Origin of the sequence: Paenibacillus sp. MMO-58 (genome assembly GCF_037146255.1) — a bacterium.
Classification (GTDB): domain Bacteria; phylum Bacillota; class Bacilli; order Paenibacillales; family Paenibacillaceae; genus Pristimantibacillus.
Genome location: NZ_JBBCVY010000001.1, coordinates 1,094,858 through 1,115,208, shown reverse-complemented (window position 1 = coordinate 1,115,208; position 20,351 = coordinate 1,094,858). Strand labels below are relative to the sequence as shown.

19 protein-coding genes are annotated in these 20,351 nt (G+C 53.1%); 7 read left to right on the top strand and 12 right to left on the bottom strand.

Annotation, left to right across the window (positions count from 1 at the left end):
• Positions 1–38 precede the first annotated feature (38 nt).
• Positions 39–2,741, bottom strand: a complete 2,703-nt coding sequence (gene mutS, locus WFJ73_RS05120; protein ID WP_336771995.1) for a DNA mismatch repair protein MutS — start codon at positions 2,739–2,741, stop codon at positions 39–41.
• A gap of 255 nt (positions 2,742–2,996) precedes the next feature.
• On the opposite strand from mutS, the gene WFJ73_RS05115 reads away from it, so the two are divergent.
• Both WFJ73_RS05115 and WFJ73_RS05110 read left to right on the top strand, forming a co-directional pair.
• Positions 2,997–3,989, top strand: coding sequence for a CgeB family protein (locus WFJ73_RS05115; RefSeq protein ID WP_336771994.1), 993 nt, complete (start codon positions 2,997–2,999; stop codon positions 3,987–3,989).
• A complete protein-coding gene (locus WFJ73_RS05110) occupies positions 3,986–4,966 on the top strand; it encodes a CgeB family protein (protein WP_336771993.1) in 981 nt (326 codons plus the stop codon). The genes WFJ73_RS05115 and WFJ73_RS05110 overlap by 4 nt, the downstream gene beginning before the upstream one ends.
• A 57-nt stretch (positions 4,967–5,023) precedes the next feature.
• On the opposite strand, the gene WFJ73_RS05105 is transcribed toward WFJ73_RS05110, so the two are convergent.
• The 7 genes from WFJ73_RS05105 to WFJ73_RS05075 form a co-directional block, all read right to left on the bottom strand.
• Positions 5,024–6,232, bottom strand: coding sequence for a putative amidoligase domain-containing protein (locus WFJ73_RS05105; RefSeq protein ID WP_336771992.1), 1,209 nt, complete (start codon positions 6,230–6,232; stop codon positions 5,024–5,026).
• Between the two features lie 156 nt (positions 6,233–6,388).
• On the bottom strand, positions 6,389–6,946 hold the full coding sequence (locus WFJ73_RS05100) for an outer spore coat protein CotE (RefSeq protein ID WP_336771991.1): 558 nt from the start codon (positions 6,944–6,946) through the stop codon (positions 6,389–6,391).
• A 106-nt stretch (positions 6,947–7,052) separates the two neighbouring features.
• Complete coding sequence (locus WFJ73_RS05095; RefSeq protein ID WP_336771990.1) at positions 7,053–8,021, bottom strand: aromatic acid exporter family protein; 969 nt, start codon at positions 8,019–8,021, stop codon at positions 7,053–7,055.
• 38 nt (positions 8,022–8,059) lie between these two features.
• Positions 8,060–8,926 (bottom strand): ABC transporter permease, encoded by an 867-nt coding sequence (locus WFJ73_RS05090; RefSeq protein WP_336771989.1) that lies wholly within the window; start codon positions 8,924–8,926, stop codon positions 8,060–8,062.
• Entirely contained in the window at positions 8,919–9,713 is a 795-nt protein-coding gene (locus WFJ73_RS05085; RefSeq protein ID WP_336771988.1) for an ABC transporter ATP-binding protein, read from the bottom strand. The genes WFJ73_RS05090 and WFJ73_RS05085 overlap by 8 nt, the downstream gene beginning before the upstream one ends.
• 17 nt (positions 9,714–9,730) lie before the next feature.
• Positions 9,731–10,741, bottom strand: a complete 1,011-nt coding sequence (locus tag WFJ73_RS05080; RefSeq protein WP_336771987.1) for an ABC transporter substrate-binding protein — start codon at positions 10,739–10,741, stop codon at positions 9,731–9,733.
• A gap of 260 nt (positions 10,742–11,001) precedes the next feature.
• Entirely contained in the window at positions 11,002–12,513 is a 1,512-nt protein-coding gene (locus WFJ73_RS05075; RefSeq protein ID WP_336771986.1) for a carboxypeptidase M32, read from the bottom strand.
• A 136-nt stretch (positions 12,514–12,649) separates the two neighbouring features.
• On the opposite strand from WFJ73_RS05075, the gene WFJ73_RS05070 reads away from it, so the two are divergent.
• Together WFJ73_RS05070 and WFJ73_RS05065 are read left to right on the top strand one after the other, a co-directional pair.
• A complete protein-coding gene (locus WFJ73_RS05070; protein WP_336771985.1) occupies positions 12,650–12,970 on the top strand; it encodes an iron-sulfur cluster biosynthesis family protein in 321 nt (106 codons plus the stop codon).
• Positions 12,971–13,002: 32 nt separating this feature from the next.
• Positions 13,003–13,566: a beta-class carbonic anhydrase gene (locus tag WFJ73_RS05065; RefSeq protein ID WP_132304960.1), complete on the top strand. Its 564-nt coding sequence runs from the start codon at positions 13,003–13,005 to the stop codon at positions 13,564–13,566.
• 30 nt (positions 13,567–13,596) lie between these two features.
• Here the strand turns inward: WFJ73_RS05065 and WFJ73_RS05060 are convergent, their stop codons facing one another.
• Entirely contained in the window at positions 13,597–14,130 is a 534-nt protein-coding gene (locus WFJ73_RS05060) for a DUF309 domain-containing protein (protein WP_336771984.1), read from the bottom strand.
• A gap of 137 nt (positions 14,131–14,267) precedes the next feature.
• On the opposite strand from WFJ73_RS05060, the gene WFJ73_RS05055 reads away from it, so the two are divergent.
• Together WFJ73_RS05055 and WFJ73_RS05050 are read left to right on the top strand one after the other, a co-directional pair.
• Positions 14,268–14,696 (top strand): hypothetical protein, encoded by a 429-nt coding sequence (locus WFJ73_RS05055; protein WP_336771983.1) that lies wholly within the window; start codon positions 14,268–14,270, stop codon positions 14,694–14,696.
• Positions 14,697–14,981 carry a YxcD family protein gene (locus WFJ73_RS05050; RefSeq protein WP_336771982.1) on the top strand — a complete coding sequence of 95 codons (285 nt, stop codon included), beginning with the start codon at positions 14,697–14,699 and terminating at the stop codon, positions 14,979–14,981.
• A gap of 72 nt (positions 14,982–15,053) precedes the next feature.
• Here WFJ73_RS05050 and WFJ73_RS05045 read toward each other — a convergent pair whose 3' ends face one another.
• A complete protein-coding gene (locus WFJ73_RS05045) occupies positions 15,054–15,212 on the bottom strand; it encodes a hypothetical protein (RefSeq protein WP_336771981.1) in 159 nt (52 codons plus the stop codon).
• A gap of 83 nt (positions 15,213–15,295) precedes the next feature.
• The gene (icmF, locus tag WFJ73_RS05040) at positions 15,296–18,526 is read right to left on the bottom strand and encodes a fused isobutyryl-CoA mutase/GTPase IcmF (RefSeq protein ID WP_336771980.1); all 3,231 of its coding nucleotides are present in this window, start codon (positions 18,524–18,526) and stop codon (positions 15,296–15,298) included.
• A 174-nt stretch (positions 18,527–18,700) separates the two neighbouring features.
• Here icmF and WFJ73_RS05035 point away from each other — a divergent pair, with 174 nt between their 5' ends.
• Positions 18,701–19,072, top strand: a complete 372-nt coding sequence (locus tag WFJ73_RS05035) for a VOC family protein (RefSeq protein ID WP_336771979.1) — start codon at positions 18,701–18,703, stop codon at positions 19,070–19,072.
• Positions 19,073–19,118: 46 nt separating this feature from the next.
• Here the strand turns inward: WFJ73_RS05035 and WFJ73_RS05030 are convergent, their stop codons facing one another.
• On the bottom strand, positions 19,119–20,351 hold the full coding sequence (locus tag WFJ73_RS05030; protein ID WP_336771978.1) for a beta-ketoacyl-[acyl-carrier-protein] synthase family protein: 1,233 nt from the start codon (positions 20,349–20,351) through the stop codon (positions 19,119–19,121).

The window sequence follows — 20,351 nt, the reverse complement described above, 5'->3', positions numbered from 1 at the left end:
CCCTCCTTGCTTCTAAAACTTCTATGCCGACTTTCGAGCTAATCGTTCAGCTTCTGCTTCATCTCGTTCAGCCATTGCATCGCCTGCATCGGCGTCATATTGAACAAGTCCAGCTTGCGGAGCTGGTCGGCGAGCTGCTCGGCCTTCGGCGAGGCTTTGCGGCGCCCTTGCTCCTGTACCGGCTGAACAGCATGCGCTGGCGGCTCGTCAAAGATAGAGAGCTGGACAGCAGCAGCCGTTTCCTTGAATACCAGCCCGGACTCGGGAACAACCGCATAAGACGGAGCTAAGGGAGCTTCAGCCGCTACACTCGCGGTGGCAACGGCAGCGCCTGCCGGCACCTTCTCCGAAGCTTCTTCCTCCAAATGCTCAAGCAGTACGTAAGCCCGGTCAATAATGGAGTTCGGAAGCCCCGCCAGTCTTGCGCAATAAATCCCGTAGCTTGTGCTTGCCGCTCCGGGAATCAGCTTGCGCAGGAAGGTCACATGATCGCCGCTTTCCTGTACGGCCATGCAGGCGTTCGCCAGCTTCGGAAGAGAAGCCTCAAGATGCGACAGCTCATGGAAATGCGTGGATACAAGCGCCTTGCAGCCGATATGGTGATGGACAAACTCGATAACCGCTTGAGCGATAGACATCCCTTCGCTTGTTGAGGTACCGCGGCCAAGCTCGTCAATGATAACGAGACTGCTTGCCGTCGCCTTTTCCGTCATGAGCTGAATATCCTTCATTTCTACCATAAAGGTACTTTGACCGCCGATAAGATCGTCGGCTGCGCCAATCCGGGTAAAGATGCGGTCGATCATCGGAATTTCCGCCGTTTTTGCCGGCACAAAGCAGCCGATCTGGGCCATGATGCAAATCAAGGCTACCTGCCGCATATAGGTGCTCTTACCCGCCATATTCGGTCCGGTAATGAGCAGCATCGATTGTTCCTCTTGCCGAAGCGAAGTAGCATTGTTAATAAACGGTACGCCGTCCATTACCGCCTCAACGACCGGATGTCTTCCTTCTTCAATAACCAGATCGTATTGATCGGTTATAACCGGACGGATAAATCTTCTCTCCGCGCTAACCGTAGCAAGCGACTGATAGACGTCAAGCTCTGACACAACCTCGGCCAGACGCTGCAGACGATGAAGCTGCAGAGCCAGATGATCCCGCAGTTCGATAAAGCGGGCGTACTCCAGATCAACCATTTTGTCCTCTGCTTCGAGAATAAGCCGTTCCTTCTCCTTCAGCTCCGGCGTTACGAAGCGCTCCGCGTTCGCCAGCGTCTGCTTCCGTTCGTAACGGCCTTCGGGCAGCATGCCCAAGGCGCCTTTGGATACCTCAAGATAATAGCCGAACACTTTGTTAAAGCCGATTTTAATCGTTTTGATGCCGGTTGCTTCGCGTTCCTGGCGCTCCAGCTCGGCAAGCCATTTCTTGCCGTTCGTGCTGGCTTCTCGAAGCTGATCAAGGTAATCGTCGTAACCGGCCCGGATTAATCCGCCTTCCCGTATCGATACGGGAGGCTCGTCCACGATAACCGTCTCGATCAGATCGGCCAGATCGGAGCAGTTATCCAGCCCGTCAACAAGCTGGCGAAGCCGCTCGGACCCGGCTTGACGCGCCAGCTCGACGAGCTGCGGCGTGCGGCGGATGGAGCTTTTCAGCGCGTTCATATCCCTGCCGTTCGCGCTGCCGAAAGCGACCCGGCCAACAAGCCGTTCAAGATCATAGACGTGGTTCAGCTCCGAACGGATATCGTCACGGGCAATCAAATTCCGGTAGAGCGCATCAACCGCTTCGTACCGTTCTTCAATCTTCGAACGGTTAAGCAGCGGCTTGTCGATCCAGCGTCTAAGCAGCCTGGCCCCCATCGATGTCTGGGTTCGGTCGAGCAGCCACAGAAGAGAACCTTTTTTGCTACGGTCGCGGACCGTCTCGGTCAACTCGAGATTCCGCCGCGTGTAGTGGTCCAGAATCATATATTGATTAGGCTCATAAGCGCGGATCGTGCGGACATGGCCAAGGGAGCGCTTCTGCGTCTCCTCGAGATAACCTGTCAATAGGCTAACGGCGCGGTAACGCGTTTCGTTAAGTCCTTCCAGCTGCTCTGCTTCAAACTGCTCACGAAGCTTGTCCTCGGCCATAGGCTCGCGGCTAGTCAGCAGCACGGGACGGTTCCATACCGCCTGCTCCTTGAGCAGTGCCAGCAGGTTTTCGTCGCCAACGATTTCGGCAGGCTGATAGACGTTAATCTCATCGATCAGCGTATCGATATTGAAAGCCAGAGATGTCGCATACAGCTCGCCTGTAGACAAGTCGCAGGCTGCCATGCCGATTGCCGCCGTAGAGACCGAACCGACGGAAACGATAAAGTTGTTGGATTTGTCAGCAAGCGACTTCGATTCCATCACGGTACCCGGCGTAATAACGCGGACGATCTCCCGTCGCACAACGCCTTTGGCCGCGCTCGGGTCCTCCACCTGCTCGCAGACCGCTACCTTGAAGCCTTTTTCGACAAGCCTTGCAATATAGTTTTCCGCAGAATGATAAGGGACGCCGCACATCGGAATTTTCTCCGACACGCCGCCCTCTCTGCCCGTTAATGTAATTTCAAGCTCACGCGAAGCATTAATAGCATCGTCAAAAAACATCTCGTAGAAATCGCCGAGACGGAAGAAAAGGAACGCGTCTTTCGCTTGCTCCTTAATTGCGAGATATTGTTGAATCATCGGGGTATAACCAGCCACTGTTGCCCCTCCCAGGTACATAGCATTCAAGTTTCTTATATTTAATATTTAAAAAAACATCATTCTGCTATTATACCAAGCCGATTGCCGCGCGCCAACCTGCATAGCCGAAGCCGGGCTGACAACCTGAAGAAACCGGAAGAAAAAGCCCGATCAGCTAGGGCGAAGCCTATACCCCGCATCTTGCGGTGAATACAATGCCACTAACTAGACTCGAAGTCGAGAAAGAACGGTACGGACTAACCATTGGAGGGGATGGTGAAATCCATCAACATTTTATTTTTGGAGCGCGGGGGGATTTGGAGCTGCGGTCTGCCCGAAGGTTTGAGGGATCTGGGGCATGAGGTACGGATGTCCGGTCCGGTTCATTCCGGTTCGTTAACCCGCCACCTGAGCGAAAATAAGCCGGATCTGCTTGTCTACGTCGGCTGGGGCCGCGATCACACTCCCGCAAAGCAGACGCTTATCCGGAAATTTGCTTCGGACAACGATATTCCGCTTATTTACTGGTCTACGGAAGACCCGAATTTTACGGACGAATTTACGCTGCCTTTGTTAAAAAGGATAAATCCCGCGTTTGTATTCACGATTTCAGCCAAAACAGCCGAAAGATTCCGCAAGCTGGGTTACGCCAGCGAACATTTGGACTTTGCTTTCCATCCCCGTATTCACCGAAGAATCAAGCCGCTTAAAACCTATAAGGCGGATATCGCCGTGGTAGCCAATGCCTATCCGGGCGTCTTGAGGCGATACCCCAAGCTCTACCGCCGCAAGGCGATGAACATCCTCATCCGGCCGCTGCTTAAAGCCGGCTACCGTATCGATTTTTACGGACGGAACTGGCATTTAATGAAGCCTTACCTCGGACGATCATTGCCTTCCCGCTGGATCAAAAAGCCGATTGCCTATAAAGACGCCTACAAAGTGTACAGCTCCGCTAAAATCATGCTCGGACTGCAAAATTATACGGATATGGCCACCCAGCGAACTTACGAGATTGTTGGCTCCGAAGGATTTCTGCTTACCTGCAATACGGAGGGAGTGAGAAAGCTGCTTCAGGCTGGCCGCGGCGCCGCTCTATCTTCTTCCCCGCAGGAAACCCTGCGGCTTGTCCGGCATTATCTCGCGAATTCAAAGGAACGCGAGCAGATCCGGCAGAACGGAAGACTCGCCATTGCCGAGCACACGTATACCAAGAGAGCTCAGATCATGCTGGATGCTTTAAAGAGAGAAGGTATTATCTCATGAATATTTTATTTCTCGAAAGCCATCCCATGTGGATTCACGGACTGCCCAACGGCTTCCGCGATCTTGGGCATCAAGTGAGAATCTCCGGCCCGTTAAGCCAAGCCGTTATCCTCGGGCTGCTTGACGAATTCAAGCCGGATCTGATCATAAGCCTCGGCTGGACGCTTCAGCATAGACCGGAGAAAAGGCAGCTTGTCCATGACCTTGTGAGGCCGACGGGAATCCCGTTTGTCTTTTGGGCTACCGAAGACCCCACCCATCATGAAACGTTCTCTCTCCCCTATGTACAGGCTGTGCAGCCGGACTTTGTATTTACGATATGCAAGTCCAAAATAGAGGAATATGCCGGTATCGGGATTCCATCCGCCCATATGGACTTCGGCTTTCATCCCAAGGTGCACCGCGCAGGCAAAAGCTCACCAAAGTACCGCAGCCGTATTGCCGCCGTAGCTAACGGGTACCCCAAGATTATGAAAAAATATCCGCAGCATTACCGGATCAAATCGATGCAGCAGCTCATCAAACCGCTGGTGCAAGACGGCATCCGCATTGATATCTGGGGCAGACAATGGACTCATATAAAACCCGCCCTTGGCGTGAAAGTCCCCGTTGGATGGCTCCACGGCCATCTCGCCTATCCACGCGCGCATAAAGTGTACAACTCGGCCAAAATCGTTATCGCCCCTCAGAACCACTTGACCCAGGTTACGCAGCGAACTTACGAAATATTGGGATCAGGAGGTTTTCTGATCACAAACGATACGCCTGCCGTCCGGGAATTGTTCCGCCCCGGCAAGGAGCTTGTCGTATCGGGATCTGCCGACGAGACTAAAAAACTGGTCCGTTACTACCTGAAGCATCCGCTCGAACGCAGGAAGATCCAGATGCAAGGCCTAGAAGCCGTGCAAAAGCATCATTACAAGCATCGCGCGGCTTATATGCTTGAGCAGCTGAAAAAGCATCATGTGATTCGTTGAATGTCTGACGCAGAAAATTGAATATAGGCGGGCAAAGCAAACAAATTGGCGCATCCCTTATAGGCGCGGGATGCGCCATTTGACGCGGATGTCAGCCCGCTCATCCCAGGTTGCGCCGCGCCTCGCCGCATCGAGCAAAGGCTCGATGTACGGCGCCAGCGCGGCATAGCTTGCCGTCGCCGCCATAGAAGCGGCGACGCCGTCGAGGCAGCCGGCGAGCTCCGCGCGGTCGCCGGCGTAGTAGGCTGCGACATACCGCTCGTCAAGAGCCGGTATGTCCTGCAAGGCATCCGCCTCGCGCGCGCAGAGAAGCGCAAGCGCGAAGGCGGCTTTGGCCGCTGCCGGAGACACCAGCCAGCTCGGCAGCGTCCGGTATTCGAAGCCGCCATGCGGTTGCTGGCGGAAATCGCCCAGGACGCCGTAGCGGGGGCGCCGCCCGCGGCCGGCGGGATCCTCGACAAGCGCCAGCGGGAACGCGGCGTAGCTGTCGAGCAAGCGCAGCAGGCGCGGCGTCAGCCGCACGCCGCTGAGATGGATATGCCCGCCGAGCGCAAGCCCCGGCACGGGCATGGCACCCGCGGCCCAGCGGAGGCTTGGGTCGCGGACAAGCCCGGCGGCGCGGAGCAGCAGCCGCCGGACGCCCGCCGTGAGCCCTGCCGGATCAGCGGCCGGCTCGGGCCGAAGCTCGGCGACGGGATACATCAGCCGTCGCCCGATCAGCATGGCGTCGCTGCCCGCGGCGCCGCCGATGCCTCCTAAATACCGGGAGGCCGGAGCAACCTTGCCATCCGGCCGAATAAGCACAAACTCAGGATCCGCCCCGATAAGAAGCGGCGGATCCCGGTGCTCCGCTTCAGCCTCAGGCAGCAGCAGCGGAACTATTTTGCGCCTCCTTGCCGCTCGCATCGAGACGCGGCCGTCCGTCCCAAGCGCAACAACGGCCTCACCAATATCTATTCCTACTGCGTAAAGTCCTGCAATCGCCCTACGGATCACCCGGCGGAGCACGGGATCCGCCGGCCATTCTGCCGGATGCCCGGCTGCGGCAGCTGCAAGCGGTTCTCCGCTGCCTAACGGCCTGCCTGCCCCGTTAATCCGCTTAAGCTCAACCAGCGCAAGATCGGCTGCTTGAACACGGTATAACCGTTCATCTCCCTGCTGCTCCCGATAAAGACCTGCGCGAAGCCATCTTGCCTGCATTTCGGCTTCCGTCAAAGCAACTGCCTGACGTTCGTTCTCAAGCCGGTTCAGCCGGTTGCCAGCCATACCCGCCCACCTTCTTTTTATTGGATTCGATAACGACTTAAGGGCATGCGGCGAATGCCCAAATTAAATGAATTCAACAAAAAGAGGGCTTTCGCCCTCGAATTTACCGCCTTAGCGGCATATCTTACAGTACAGAAGCGGATAAGTGCTTCCGGCTTACAGGTCGTCGTCCAGTAAGTCTGGATCCAGATCCTCGTAATCCCCGTCGCCGAGACCGAACTCAAGTTCTTTGCCGTCGTCGTAGCCGCCCGGGAAGCAGGCTACCCAAACTTTCGTCTCGGCGATCATTTCAACCGCATACTCGCGCTCAACGCGAACGACAACGCTGGAACCGCTTGACGAGATGTTGGCCTCAATGCAGTTAGGCTCCTGAATGCAATCGGCGGATACCTCTTCCGTAGAAGACCGATGCTTCGGATCCAGATAAGAAAGAGGCACATGCTCTACGTAATGCACGGTTTCTTTTGCTACGTCCGTTTGCGAATTCTTGCTATACGAATACCAAATGTTGAGATCGTAAGTACCAATTACCTCAATTCCGTCGCCCGATCGAACCGCTTCATATTGGTGGTTGATTACCCACGCACCCAATATGCTGGTCGGGTGATGAGGCGGTGTTACGGTATGAGAGACAGTGGAAAACTTACGACCTTTCCCGCAGACAGCTTTCGTTATAATCTCTCTACCTTGTAGCTGTTTATCTGCAAATGTCATCGATTTAACCTCCTCCATACAATCATTCATTTAAAGTGTATGCAGGTCATTCGTCTAGGGTGACTGAATCTTTCCCGCGCCGCCACGAATTTTATCCCTCTTTATTTTATGGCTCCGCTTTGTCTAACATGACATTTCTTTTCTTTAATCGTTTGGCGATTGCCAAATATCTTTCAAGCTCCATCGTCATCTTCAAAATAGCGGCTCGAAGCTCGAACTCATCCCGCGTGCGCGGAAGCTCCATCGACTTGTACAGCTGCCTCAGCTCGGACAAGCGTTTCTCCGTTATCCCTCGGTATACCTCGGATTTCACTTCCCCGGATAGGAGCTCCAGCAGCTCCGCAAGCGGTTCGTTCTGGGGCAGCTTCTCGTAGATGAGCGCCAGCTCTTCCAGCATTCCCTGCATCGACTCGAGCTGGAGACGCCGCATTTCGAAGTAAGTGGACCAATAATGCTCTTGCCCGAATAGCCGGTTCTCCTTGTTCAGCACGGCCCGGTGGGCGCCTTCATCTATAATCCGGTGAACCTCAAGCAGCTCGCTGCCATTCCAAATATGCGAAGGTTCGCGGAGCGTCCTGCCCATCTCGGTGAAAATATCGCCAAACAGCTTCTCGACGGAAGCTTTGAGCGACTCGAGCAGGTGCTGATCCTTCGGCATATAGATGAAGTTGATCACGATTGCCCAGCCCAGACCACAGATCATGAGCAACACTTCGTTTTCCAATACGTCAACGGTGACTTTCCCATGATTGAACAGCTGGAATACGATAACAGCGCTGGTTACGATGCCATCCTTTAGTTGAAAACGTGCCAATACCGGGAAGGTCATCAAAATAAATAACGCCACTACCCAAATATGAAAGCCAAAGATCGTAAAGACCAAAGAGGCAAAAAAAAGTCCCAGCGAAGAAGCGACGAAACGCTGGATAGCGCTCTTCAGCCCTTTCATCCGGCTGACTTCTACACCGAGAATAGCAAGAATACCCGCACCAAGCGGCGGCTCCAAGTTCAAATATACAGCCGAATAAATGGCGATAATGGCTGCTAAAGCTGTTTTGATAATGCGAATACCCACTTATTCCCCTCACGTTCGGATAGATTAATACGCTTATCCTAACGCTCCCGCCAGCCTGACGTCAACTTACGTTCCAATATCGCCACAAGTTGATACATAATCGTTGCGACTACGGCAATGACAATCAGGGTGGATAAGACGAGGGTGAAGTTAAATACCTGGAAGCCGTAAATCATCAGATAGCCGAGTCCAAGCTTGGCGACCAGGAATTCACCGACGATAACCCCAATCCAGGCGAGACCTACATTGACTTTTAAAGCCGATATAATGACCGGAAAAGAGGCAGGCAGAATGACAAGCCGAAACAGCTGCGCCCTGCTCGCGCCAAACAACCGGACCACCTTGATATAACCCGCTTCAATCTCTCTAAATCGGTTGTATATATTAATCGTTGTGATAATAACCGTCACCGACAAGGTTACCGCTACAATCGAAGTAAAGCCCGGTCCAAGCGTAACGATGAAGAGAGGACCAAGCGCCACCTTAGGCAAACTGTTTAAGACGACCAGATAAGGGTCCAGCACTCTCGATAAAAAAGGAAACCACCATAATAGCGCCGCGATTCCGGTTCCCACCAGAGTGCCGAGCAGAAATCCGATAATCGTCTCGGACACGGTCATTCCGATATGCGGCCAGATCGAGCCGTCCGCCATCGAATTCCATAGCTGGTTGATGATTTTGGTCGGGTAGCTGAACAGCAGAGGGTCGATCCACTTTTGTCTGCCTGCCGCTTCCCATAGGGCAATGAACAGCAGCAGGATCGTAATCTGTGTTGTACCTACTGCCGCGGTAACCCGTCTAGCCTTTTGCTTGAATTGCGTATGAAGCTGTTTCATCCCGCTCTCGCGGTCTTCCTCGATGCCGGATAACAATACGTTCTTGCCCGATTTCTCTGCCTCAGGCATGCCCTCCGCCTCCTTCCGCCCGGTTAAGCTCTGCCCACAACTGATCAAACACGTCCTGGAAGCCTGGCAGCTTGCGGGCCTCCATCGGCGTGGCCTGCCGGATCTCATCCGGCACAACAAGCTCCTTCACGATTCTGCCCGGATTCGCGGCCAGCACGATTACCCGGTCGCTCATGGCCGCGGCTTCAGCCAAGTCATGAGTAACGAGAACGGCTGTTTTGCCAAGACGCTTGAGAGTTTCATCTACCAGATCTTCAAGCTGAAGCTTGATATGCAGATCCAGCGCGGAAAAAGGTTCATCCAGCAGCATCACTTCCGGATTTGTCGCGAGCATTCGCGCCAATGCAACACGCTGCCGCATGCCGCCCGAGAGCTCATGAGGGTACTTGCTGCCTGAACCCGGCAGCCCCAGCTCCGACAGCAGGCGGTCAACTTCCTTCATCGCCGCGGCCGTCTTCCCGCCGGCAATCTCCAGGCCGATTGCGGCATTGTCCCGGATCGTCCGCCACGGAAACAGGAAATCCTGCTGCAGCATATAGCCAACGAGCCTTGACGGACCAAGGACAGGCGCTCCCGCGAGAAGCACCTGCCCTCCGGTTGGAGGAAATAAACCCGCAAGCATGCTGAGAATCGTTGTTTTACCGCAGCCGCTCGGACCGACGAGGCTGACGAACTCACCGCGCCGAACCGTCAAATTCAAATTCTCGACGGCTAAGGAAGCACCCTTTTCGTTTACGTAGACATGGGACACATCCTTCAGCTCCAGCCGATTATCTTCGCCAGCCATCGAAAGTCCCCCTTATTTTATTTCTTAACGTCTTCTATCGATTTCTCGGCAAAGCTGTTATCCACGATTTTGCCGTACTCGGTACGTTCCTTGAGCTCTCCAGCCTGAGTCATTACGTCAAGAAGGTTATTCCATTCGCCTTCGTCGATTACGGGATCCGTTGCGTAGGAGCCTTGTTGTTTGTAGCGGTCAATGGAGCTGACCAGGATGTCTTTATCCACGTTGTCAAAGTATGGGGCTACGACGTCCGCAATCGTTGCGGCATCGTTTTCCTGCACCCACAGCTGCGCGCGGTGTACGGCATCGGTGAACGATTGGATCGCGGCATTATTTTTCTTGATATAGCTTTGCTTCGCCATAAAGACGGTATAAGGCAGATGTCCGCTCTCTACGCCAAAGGAGGCAACCACTTTGCCCGTTCCTTGCTTCTCGAATACAGAAGCCGTTGGTTCAAATAGCTGTACATAGTCGCCCGTGCCGGAAGCAAAGGCAGGCGCGATGTTGGCAAAATCGACGTTTTGAATCAGTTCCAGATCCGCATGCGGGTCAATGTTATGCTTTCTTAACGTGAATTCGCCCGCCATTTGCGGCATTCCGCCTTTTCTTTGGCCGAGGAACGTCGCGCCTTTCAGGTTGTTCCAGTCAAAGTTCGTATCCTTCCGGGCAACCAGGAACGTACCGTCGGTTTGCGTCACTTGAGCAAAGTTGATAACCGGGTCGTCAGAGCCTTGCTGGTACACATAAATCGAAGTTTCCGAACCAACAAGCGCAACGTCAATCGTGTTGGAGAGCAGCGCGGTCATCGTTTTGTCCCCGCCTGCCGTTGTTGTCAGCGTAACGTCCAGCCCCTCGTCAGCGAAAAATCCTTTCGCCAGAGCTACATATTCCGGAGCGTAAAAGACCGACCTCGTTACTTCGCCGATGGTCAGCTTAACCTTCTCCGAGCTTCCCTTGCCGCAGCCGGCCAGCGCGGCTGTTGTCGTCAGCGCCACAATGAGGAGCAGCGACAGCCATAGCTTCCTTCTCATCCGTTAACCTCCCGTGATTACTCAATTAAAGTAAGTAGTAAGTACAATAGCCTATGCAGGAGCAAAAAAGTCGGTGCATTCCGAACAATGGAGACCCTGTATAGCAAGTGGGCACTCCGAGGTCGGGATCCTTGAACAAAAGCTAACCATCTCCTACGGCATTTTGCTATACAACCCCAGATAGCAGGCTTTTTCCGTGCTACAGAACACGACGGAACACAAAAAAAAGAGCCGCCCCAACAAGGGACGGCCACTTTCTATTACAGCTTATAAATATCTTTATATTTGCGCTCCAGATAAGTCACCAGATGCTGTGGATCCAGCGGCTTGCCGGTAACGCTTTGGATCAGCTCCGACGGCGACTTCAGCTTGCCGTACTTGTAGATGCGCTCGGTTAGCCACTCCTTAATCGGAAGCAGCTCGCCGCGGCCGATGAGGTTCCAGAAGCCGTCAAGCTCCCGCTCCATTGTGTCGGCGATTTGCGCGGCATACATATTGCCGAGCGAATACGACGGGAAGTAACCGAATGCGCCGCCGGACCAGTGAACGTCCTGCAGAACGCCTTCCGCATTAGACGGAGGAACGATCCCCAGGTACTCTTTGTACTTGTCGTTCCAGATCGCCGGCAGATCGGCTGCTTTTGCGCCTTCATTAAAGATCAATTTCTCGATCTCGTAGCGAATAATAATGTGCAGGTTGTACGTCAGCTCGTCTGCTTCAATCCGGATCAAAGACGGCTGTACGACGTTGATGCCGCGGTAGAACTGTTCCACCGATACATCCAGCTGGCCGGGGAATTTCTCTTGCAGCTTGCCGAAATACTGCTCCCAGAACGGCTTGCTGCGTCCGATGACATTTTCCCAGAAGCGCGACTGCGATTCGTGAATGCCCATCGAGGTACCCGTGCACAGCGTAGTGCCGATCAGCTCGGGCATAATATTTTGCTCGTACAACGCATGTCCGCCCTCATGGATGGTACCGAACAACGCGCTGGTCACATCATCTTCCAGGTAGCGGGTCGTAATGCGGACATCGCCCGGGTTAAGCCCGGTTGCAAACGGATGAACGCTTTCGTCGAGACGGCCGGCTTCGAAGTTGTAGCCCATCTGGTTCAAGATATACAAGCTGAACTCTTTTTGCGCCTGCTTATCGTATTTTTGCCCGAGGAAGGAAGTATCCGGCTGATGCGGGGACGCCGCAATTGCCGCTGCAAGCGGAACCAGCTGCTCGCGCAAGCCGCCGAATACGCGGTCCAGCTCTGCCGTCGTCATTCCGGGTTCATACTGGTCAAGCAAGGTATCATAACGGGTTGCCTTAGGCCCCCACAGATCAATAAATTGCTGCGTATAATCGATTACCTTTTCGAGCAGCGGCTGGAAGCTGGCATAATCGTTACTTGCTTTGGCTTCCTCCCACTTGGATTCCGCCTGCGAAGCAAGCACAACGTATTCCTGGTAGAGCTTTGGTGGAATTTTGACGCTGCGATCGTAGTCTTTGCGCGTTTCGCTAACGAGCTTCCGTTCAATATCGGATAATTGCTCCCGGGCAGCAGGCTGCTCCAGCTCATTCAAATATTCGCCAAGCTCGGGCGAGGTTGAAAGCTTGAACATATCGCCGGACAAAGCGCCGATAACCTCCGAGCGGGTATCCATTCCTTTTCGCGGTGCCCCTGTCCGAAGATCCCAATACAGAACGCCTAACGCTTCTTCGTAGCTTTTAATTTTACGGATTGTCTCCATAAACTTTGCGGTTGTTTCCTTATGTACCGTCATTATTCCATCCACCTTCCCTATTCCAAATTTGCTCATTTTGAACAGAGCCTATCTTGATCTTAACGATTACAAAACGTATAATCAACTTTAACCTTTTTATGTCGTTAATAGAGTAGAGAGAAGGAGAGAATACTACATGCGCATAACTTTTACTCCTGCTGCCGTTAAGTCGCTGACCCCTTACATAGAGGATGGCCGCAAGCAGCTTAAGCTGCTGCATGATACCGAAGGCTGCGGCTGCGTCGTAAGCGGCGTCCCGGCTCTTCAGCTCATTGAACAAAGCGGCCCGGACGACCGGCTTGCCCAAGGCGACCCGTTCCCGTTCTGGTTCGAGCCTCGCCATGAAGTGTTTTTCGAGCCGGAGCTCCGTATTGATTACGATGCCGCGCGCGATGCGTACAGCCTCAAGAGCGACGGCCAGATCTATACGCTTGACCTGCGTTTTCTGAAGAACTAATATTTAATCGTTATTAATAGGAGGTAATTCAAATGAACAATCTGGAAAAAATCTTGAACCACAACAAAGCTTTCGTCGAAAACAAGGAATACGAGCAATATCTTACGGATAAGTTCCCTAACCGCAAAATCGTTGTTGTCACTTGCATGGACACCCGGCTTGTTGAACTGCTACCTAAAGCATTGAACCTGAAAAACGGCGATGCCAAAATTATCAAAAACGCCGGGGCGATTATTACGCAGCCATTCGGCAACATTATGCGCAGCGTCCTTGTCGCGCTGTACGAGCTGAAAGCAGACGAAGTGTTTATTATTGCGCACCATGGCTGCGGCATGACCGGCATCGATCCGGAGACTGTTGTCGGCCACATGCTGGAACGCGGCATTTCCGAGCAAACGATTAATACGCTCCGTCATTCCGGCGTAGACTTGAACCGCTGGCTGACCGGCTTTGACAACCTTCGCGACAGCGTTGAGAAGAGCGTTAGCATCGTGCGCAACCACCCGCTTCTTCCGCCTAACACTCCGGTACACGGCCTTGCGATTCACCCGGACACAGGCGCTCTTGACCTGATCGTCGACGGCTACCAAAAGTAGAACCTAACCAAAAAGGAACCGAAACCGTGGTTATTCCGCGGTCCGGTTCCTTTTTTTCGCTTCGATGGCTGCTGCTCTTTCCGCTAATACATCACTGCGGTCTCGCAATTTATGACGGTGAATCAACGCGTCCGTATCCATGCGGCTGCTGCTTCCCCATTCCACCTGCAAGGTATTGCAAAGCTGAATGCATTGCCGCTCAAGCTCGGGATCCTTTACGATAAGCGTTATGTCTTGATACGGCAGCGATTGACCGAGCTGCAGGAAGTCGTATCTATGCGAAAGATCCGCGATAGTCCGCGTTCCGTCCAGACCTAACTGCTCGAGCGAAGTAAGATCCAGCTTCCCAAGTGCCTTTTCATACATTTTTAACGCACCCTTCGCATTTCCCCGCCGTTCATGATATTGCCCAACCGCAAGCTGGATGAGTCCAACCCACAACAATGCCCGCGGATCGCCCGGATGCTCCTTCCAATACTCCTCCAGAAGCTCATGGCATTCGAAGAAATCCCGCGTCCCGTTAAACTCCGCCAAGTACGATACATAAGCGGATGGATAATTCATAGGGGTTCTCTCCTTTGCATATTTATGATTTGGAACATTGAGTACAAAAATATTTTGAAACCTCCGTTAATATTAGCCGTATATGTGTATCATAGCAATTATTGAGCTACACATCGAAGCAGGAGGAGACGTACACAATGAAAAAAAGGTTACTGGTCATCATGGCTTTCGCTTTGTTCCTGACATTTGGTCTAGGCCAAGCGGATGCGGCAAAACGAGGCGGAGGATTCAAATCGCCAAAACAAAGCTTCACGCAAACGCCTAAGAAACAAGCTAACGTACAGGAGTCGACTTCCGGTACAAAGACTGGAGCAACAACGAATAAAACCGGCGCAACAACAACGAACAAAGGCTTTTTCAGCGGCGGCGGCTTTATGAAAGGCATGCTAATCGGCGGTCTCGCGGGCATGCTGTTCGGCGGTCTGCTTGGCAACATGGGCGGCATGGGTCAATTCTTCGGCCTCCTCATTAACCTGATTGCGATCTTTGTTCTGGTAAGAATCGTAATTTCGCTATTCCGAATGTTTAAGAAGAAAAATAATCCCGATACGCGGAGACCTTACTAAATGATACGAATTTACACGGACGAAATTATTAATGCCGTCTGTCTGCACATGGCAGACCGAAGAGGCGTGCAACCTTCGGACGTGGAGGTGCAGCTGGCTTGGGACGAAGAGTACGGCTTCACCGCAGAAGTATGGGTTAACGGTCGCAGCCAATATATCATTGAAGCGAATCTGCTCGAAGCTATCGAGCAATATATGTACCGGCAGTACAACCGCCGCGTCTTCCGCACCAACATTAAGCTGGATGTGGACGAAGAGGAAATGTGGGCGGATATCGAAGACTAGCCGGTTCCTAGAAAGCCTCCAATCCTTAAGGTTGGAGGCTTTTTCTGATCTCATGAGTTCTCTTTAGAGCTTCTAAGTGTCGCCTGACTGCTTCTCCTCTTGTCTCTTCCGGTCATTCGCCCATGCCTGATCAACGGCTTCTTGCGCAACATCCCGCTTAGGCAAATTAAGGTAAATAATGAGCAGCAATATCGAGTTCATCAAAGTTAATATAAATGTCAGCACAAGCAAAGGCGCTTCCCTCCGATTCGGTTTAAGCTTGTAATTACGTTTTCTTTAACAGGCCTCATTTTCCTATATTTTCTATCCCACCCTTACATATTCCTCCTGTACTGGCCGCCAACTTCAAATAACGCACCCGTGATTTGGCCGATCGAGGCGCTTTTTACGACCTCCATTAAAGCTTCGAACAGATTGCCGCCGGTTACAGCCGCCTCCTTCAAATCCTGCAAGGCGCCCGAATACTCCTCCTGATGCTTCATTTGAAACGCCTGCAATTGGCGGATTTGAGCCAGCTTCTCTGCTTCCGTCGACCGTGCCAGCTCGATATCCGTGCGTATCTCTTCGGGGTTGGGGTTGAGGAACGTATTCACTCCGATAATCGGCAGCTCCCCGGCATGTTTTTTCTGCTCGTAAAATAACGATTCCTCCTGGATTTTCCCCCGTTGATACTGGGTTTCCATTGCGCCCAGCACGCCGCCGCGCTCATGGATGCGCAAAAACTCCTGAAGCACCGCCTCCTCCATCAGGTCGGTAAGCTCCTCCACGATAAAAGAGCCCTGCAGCGGATTCTCGTTCTTCGCCAGTCCAAACTCCCGGTTGATAATAAGCTGGATCGCCATTGCCCGGCGGACGGAATTTTCCGTAGGGGTGGTGACCGCCTCGTCATACGCATTAGTATGCAAAGAGTTACAGTTGTCGTAGGTAGCCATCAAAGCTTGCAGCGTTGTCCGTATATCGTTAAAATCCATTTCCTGCGCATGCAGCGAGCGGCCTGATGTCTGGATATGATACTTCAGCTTCTGGCTGCGTTCGTTAGCCCCGTATTTATATTTCATAACGGTTGCCCAGATCCTCCGCGCCACGCGCCCCATGACGCTGTATTCGGGATCAAGCCCGTTGCTGAAGAAAAAGGATAGATTCGGAGCAAAATCATCGATAGACATGCCTCGGGCTAAGTAATACTCGACGTAGGTAAAGCCGTTCGCAAGCGTGAACGCCAGCTGCGTGACCGGATTGGCGCCGGCCTCCGCGATGTGGTAACCGCTTATGCTGACGGAATAATAATGTCGTACGCCGTGATCGATGAAATATTGCTGGATGTCCCCCATCATTTTGAGTGAAAATTCCGTACTGAAAATGCAGGTATTCTGGCCCTGATCCTCCTTCAAAATATCGGCCTGTACCGTACCGCGAACGGATCGCAGCGCTCCCGCCTTAATGATCCGGTATTCCGCTTCATCGGGTTGACGGCCGTGTTCCGCCGCGAATTTATCCACTTGCTGATCGATCGCCGTATTCATGAACATCGCTAGAAGGATAGGCGCCGGTCCGTTAATCGTCATCGACACGCTTACGGAAGGATGGCATAGATCAAAGCCTTCGTACAGCTTCTTCATATCCTCGAGGGTACAGACATTAACTCCGCTATTTCCGATTCTTCCGTATATATCGGGCCGGTCGCTCGGATCCTGGCCGTATAAGGTTACGCTATCGAAGGCAGTAGATAATCGCTTGGCCTCATCATTGCGGCATAAATAATGGAACCGGCGGTTCGTCCTCTCCGGTGAACCTTCTCCGGCAAACTGGCGTTTGGGCTCCTCGTCGGTTCGCTTGAAGGCAAATACGCCAGCCGTATAAGGAAAATACCCGGGCAGGTTCTCCTTCAGAAGCCAGCGGAGAAGCTCGCCCGACTCATGGAATTTGGGCAGGCTGACTCTAGGCACCGCGCTGCCCGAAAGCGATTCGAGTACAACCGGCCGGTAAAGATTGCGAATGGTCGGCCAATCGGCCAGCTGCTTCCGGCAATCCGGGTGCAGCTGTTCTTCCCACTCTGCTGCCATCGCATCAAGCTTATCCGCGAAGAGAGCCGTTTCCTCTCTCGTCAGAAGCCGTTCCTGATTGGCATAAATCAGCTGTCTCGTGCCCTTCAGCTGAGCAAGCGTGCGGACAACCGCAACCTGATCCTCGATATCCTTCTTATATTGCTGGACCGTCTTAACGATTTCGCGCAAATATCCGATTCGGTCCTGCGGGATAATCAGGTTTCTCTTTGTCGCTCTTAAACCGGACTCCTCCAGACGAACCGGCCAGCTGCCTCCCATTTTGTCCTGTGCAAGCTCCATCACATGCCGGAAGAGCATCGTTACGCCGGGATCGTTGAATTGACTCGCCATCGTTCCGAATACGGGAAGCTGCTCGTTAGAAGCCCTATCAAGCCGTCTGCTTCGCTTGTACTGCTTGCGGACATCCCTCAAGGCATCCTCTGATCCTTGACGTTCAAATTTGTTAATGACGATAACGTCGGCATAATCAATCATATCGATCTTCTCCAGCTGGCTAGGTGCGCCGAATTCGCTGGTCATGACATACATAGCGATATCGCATAGCTCTACAATGGCGGCGTCTCCTTGGCCAATCCCGCTAGTCTCGACAATAACAAAGTCGTATCCCGCTTGCTTGACGATCGAGATCGCGTCACCTGTGGCTTCGCTGATCTCCGACTTTGAATTTCTTGTCGCCATGCTGCGCATGTAAGCCCTCGGATCATGTATGGCATTCATTCGGATCCTGTCCCCAAGAAGAGCACCGCCGGATTTCATCTTCGTTGGATCTACCGATATGACGGCAATCGAACGGTTCGGAAAATAGTCCAGGAACCGGCGCACAAGCTCATCCGTCAAGGAGCTTTTGCCGGCTCCGCCCGTTCCGGTTATTCCTAACACAGGCACGCCGGGGACTTGTTCCCTCAACTGCTGCAATACGGCTACGGTACAGTCATCTGCAGAAATCCCCGCGGCTTGATCCTCGGCTGAAGAGATCAGTCTTGCAATCGCTCCCCAATTACGCTGCTTCACCAGCTTAAGATCCTGTTCGGCCTGTCTCGGCGTCGGATGATCGCAGGCTTCGATCATGGCATTGATCATCCCCTGCAGTCCCATCCTGCGGCCGTCCTCCGGAGAGAACACTTTGGCGATGCCGTAACGCTCCAGCGCTTCAATCTCGGAGGGAATAATAACGCCGCCTCCGCCTGCGAATAGTTTGATATGCCCAGCTCCGGCTTGCTTCAGCACATCCATCATGTAGGTTAAATATTCGATATGACCGCCTTGGTAGGAGCTTATCGCAATCCCCTGGACATCCTCTTGCATCGCTGCGCTGGTCACTTCCTGAACCGACCGGTTATGGCCGAGATGAATGACCTCGACCCCGGACGCTTGCAGAATCCGCCTCATAATGTTGATTGATGCGTCATGCCCGTCAAATAAAGCGGCTGCCGTAATAAATCGCACATGGTTTTGCGGGCGATATACAGGTATTTCCATGCTGGTTCCCGCCCTTCCGATCCGGTTATCGCTTCGACTCCATCCATCCTATTATTAAAATATTCGCTTGCGGGCAAGTGATGCTTGATTCAAATTGTATTTACAATCGAACGCGTGTTTGGTAATCTATTTATGGTAATATTTACTATTTATTATTTGTGGGAGGAATCGTTAATGCCCGTTAAGCCTCATCCCGTTAAAGCATCGATCGGATCTATTTTCATACATGTTCGCAACATGGAACGAGCAGCTAATTGGTACGCGGCTTTGCTCGGCATCGAACTAATCGACCCGTCCTTTGACAGCGTTTTTCCGCTCAAGGTTGACAATGCCTTTTTGATTCTGGACGCTAACCGCGCGGATTCCTTCCAGCCCTCCGAGCTACCGCTATTTTCATTTCCAACGGATGATATCGAGGAAACCGTTGCCTTTCTGGATGATTTGCAGGTTGAGCTTGTTGGCCAGCCGGAACGTTTTCCCGATATTTCTTTTGTTACGGTGAAGGATTCGGAAGGTAACCGTCTGATGTTCGTGCAAGAGCTTTAATAGAAAAAAGGCCGTTTCCAATGTGACATTGGAAACGGCCTTTTCACTATGCTTTGCGGAATGCCAATACCGCGTTGACTCCGCCGAAGCCGTAGGAATTCGATATGGCTGCCTCTGCTTTCACTTCTCTTGCCTGTCTGGAGACCAGATCAATCTCAGCCTCCGGATCCGGATCGTTCAAATTCGTCGTTGGCGGAAGCCAGCCCTGGTTCAAGGAAAGCAGCGTAATCGCCGCTTCTATTGCGCCGGAAGCTCCAAGCGGATGACCGTACAAGCCTTTTGTTCCGCTGACCGCAACCGGACGGCTGCCAAATACGCTTCGGATTACCTTTGATTCCGTGACGTCATTAAGCAGCGTTGAAGATCCATGCGCATTTACGTACGAGACGTCATCCGGCGACATATCCGCGCTCGAGAGCGCCAGCTTAAGCGCCCGGGCAGCTTGCGCGCCCGTAGGAAGAGGCGCGCTCATATGATGAGCATCGTTTGTTAATCCAAAGCCAGCCAGCTCCCCGTAAATCCTTGCGCCGCGGGCACGTGCGTGGTGCTCGGCTTCAATAACGAGAATAGCCGAGCCTTCTCCCATGACAAAGCCGTCCCGGTTCCGGTCAAAAGGCCTGCTCGCGCTTGCCGGCTCTTCATTGCGGGTCGACATCGCACGCAGCATATCGAATGCGCCAAAAGACAAAGGAGCCAGCGGCGCTTCCGATCCGCCCGCCAGCACGACATCCGCTTCGCCGCGCCGGATGGCCTGCAATGCCCTGCCGATGGCAACCGCACCGGAGCCGCAGGACATCGAATTTGTCTCGTTAGGTCCGGTAAATCCGAACTCCATTGCGAGATTGCAGGAGGCTGCCCCGCCAAATACGGAGAATCCAAGCGTTGGAGACACCGATCGGAAGCCGCCTTGGAAATATTGCCCGCATTGTTCCTCAGCAAAGGCGATGCCGCCTAGAGCCGAGCCCATAAAGACGCCTGCCCGCTCGGTCTCCAGATCCTCCGCATCCAGCCCGGAATCGCGAAGAGCCATAATTCCGCCGGCTACCGCCAGCTGGGAATATCGGTCCATTCGGTGCGCCCGTTTCTTGTCCATAAAAGCAGTCGCGTCGAAATGCGGAATTTGCGCGGCAATCCGGCTGCGAAGCCCTTCAGGTACAAATCGGTCTATAGGTTTAACCGCGCTTTCTCCCCGCTGCACGCCGGCCCATAACGCTTCGACTCCTATGCCAATCGGGGTTACGCAGCCAATGCCGGTTACCACCGCTCTAATCTCGTTCAT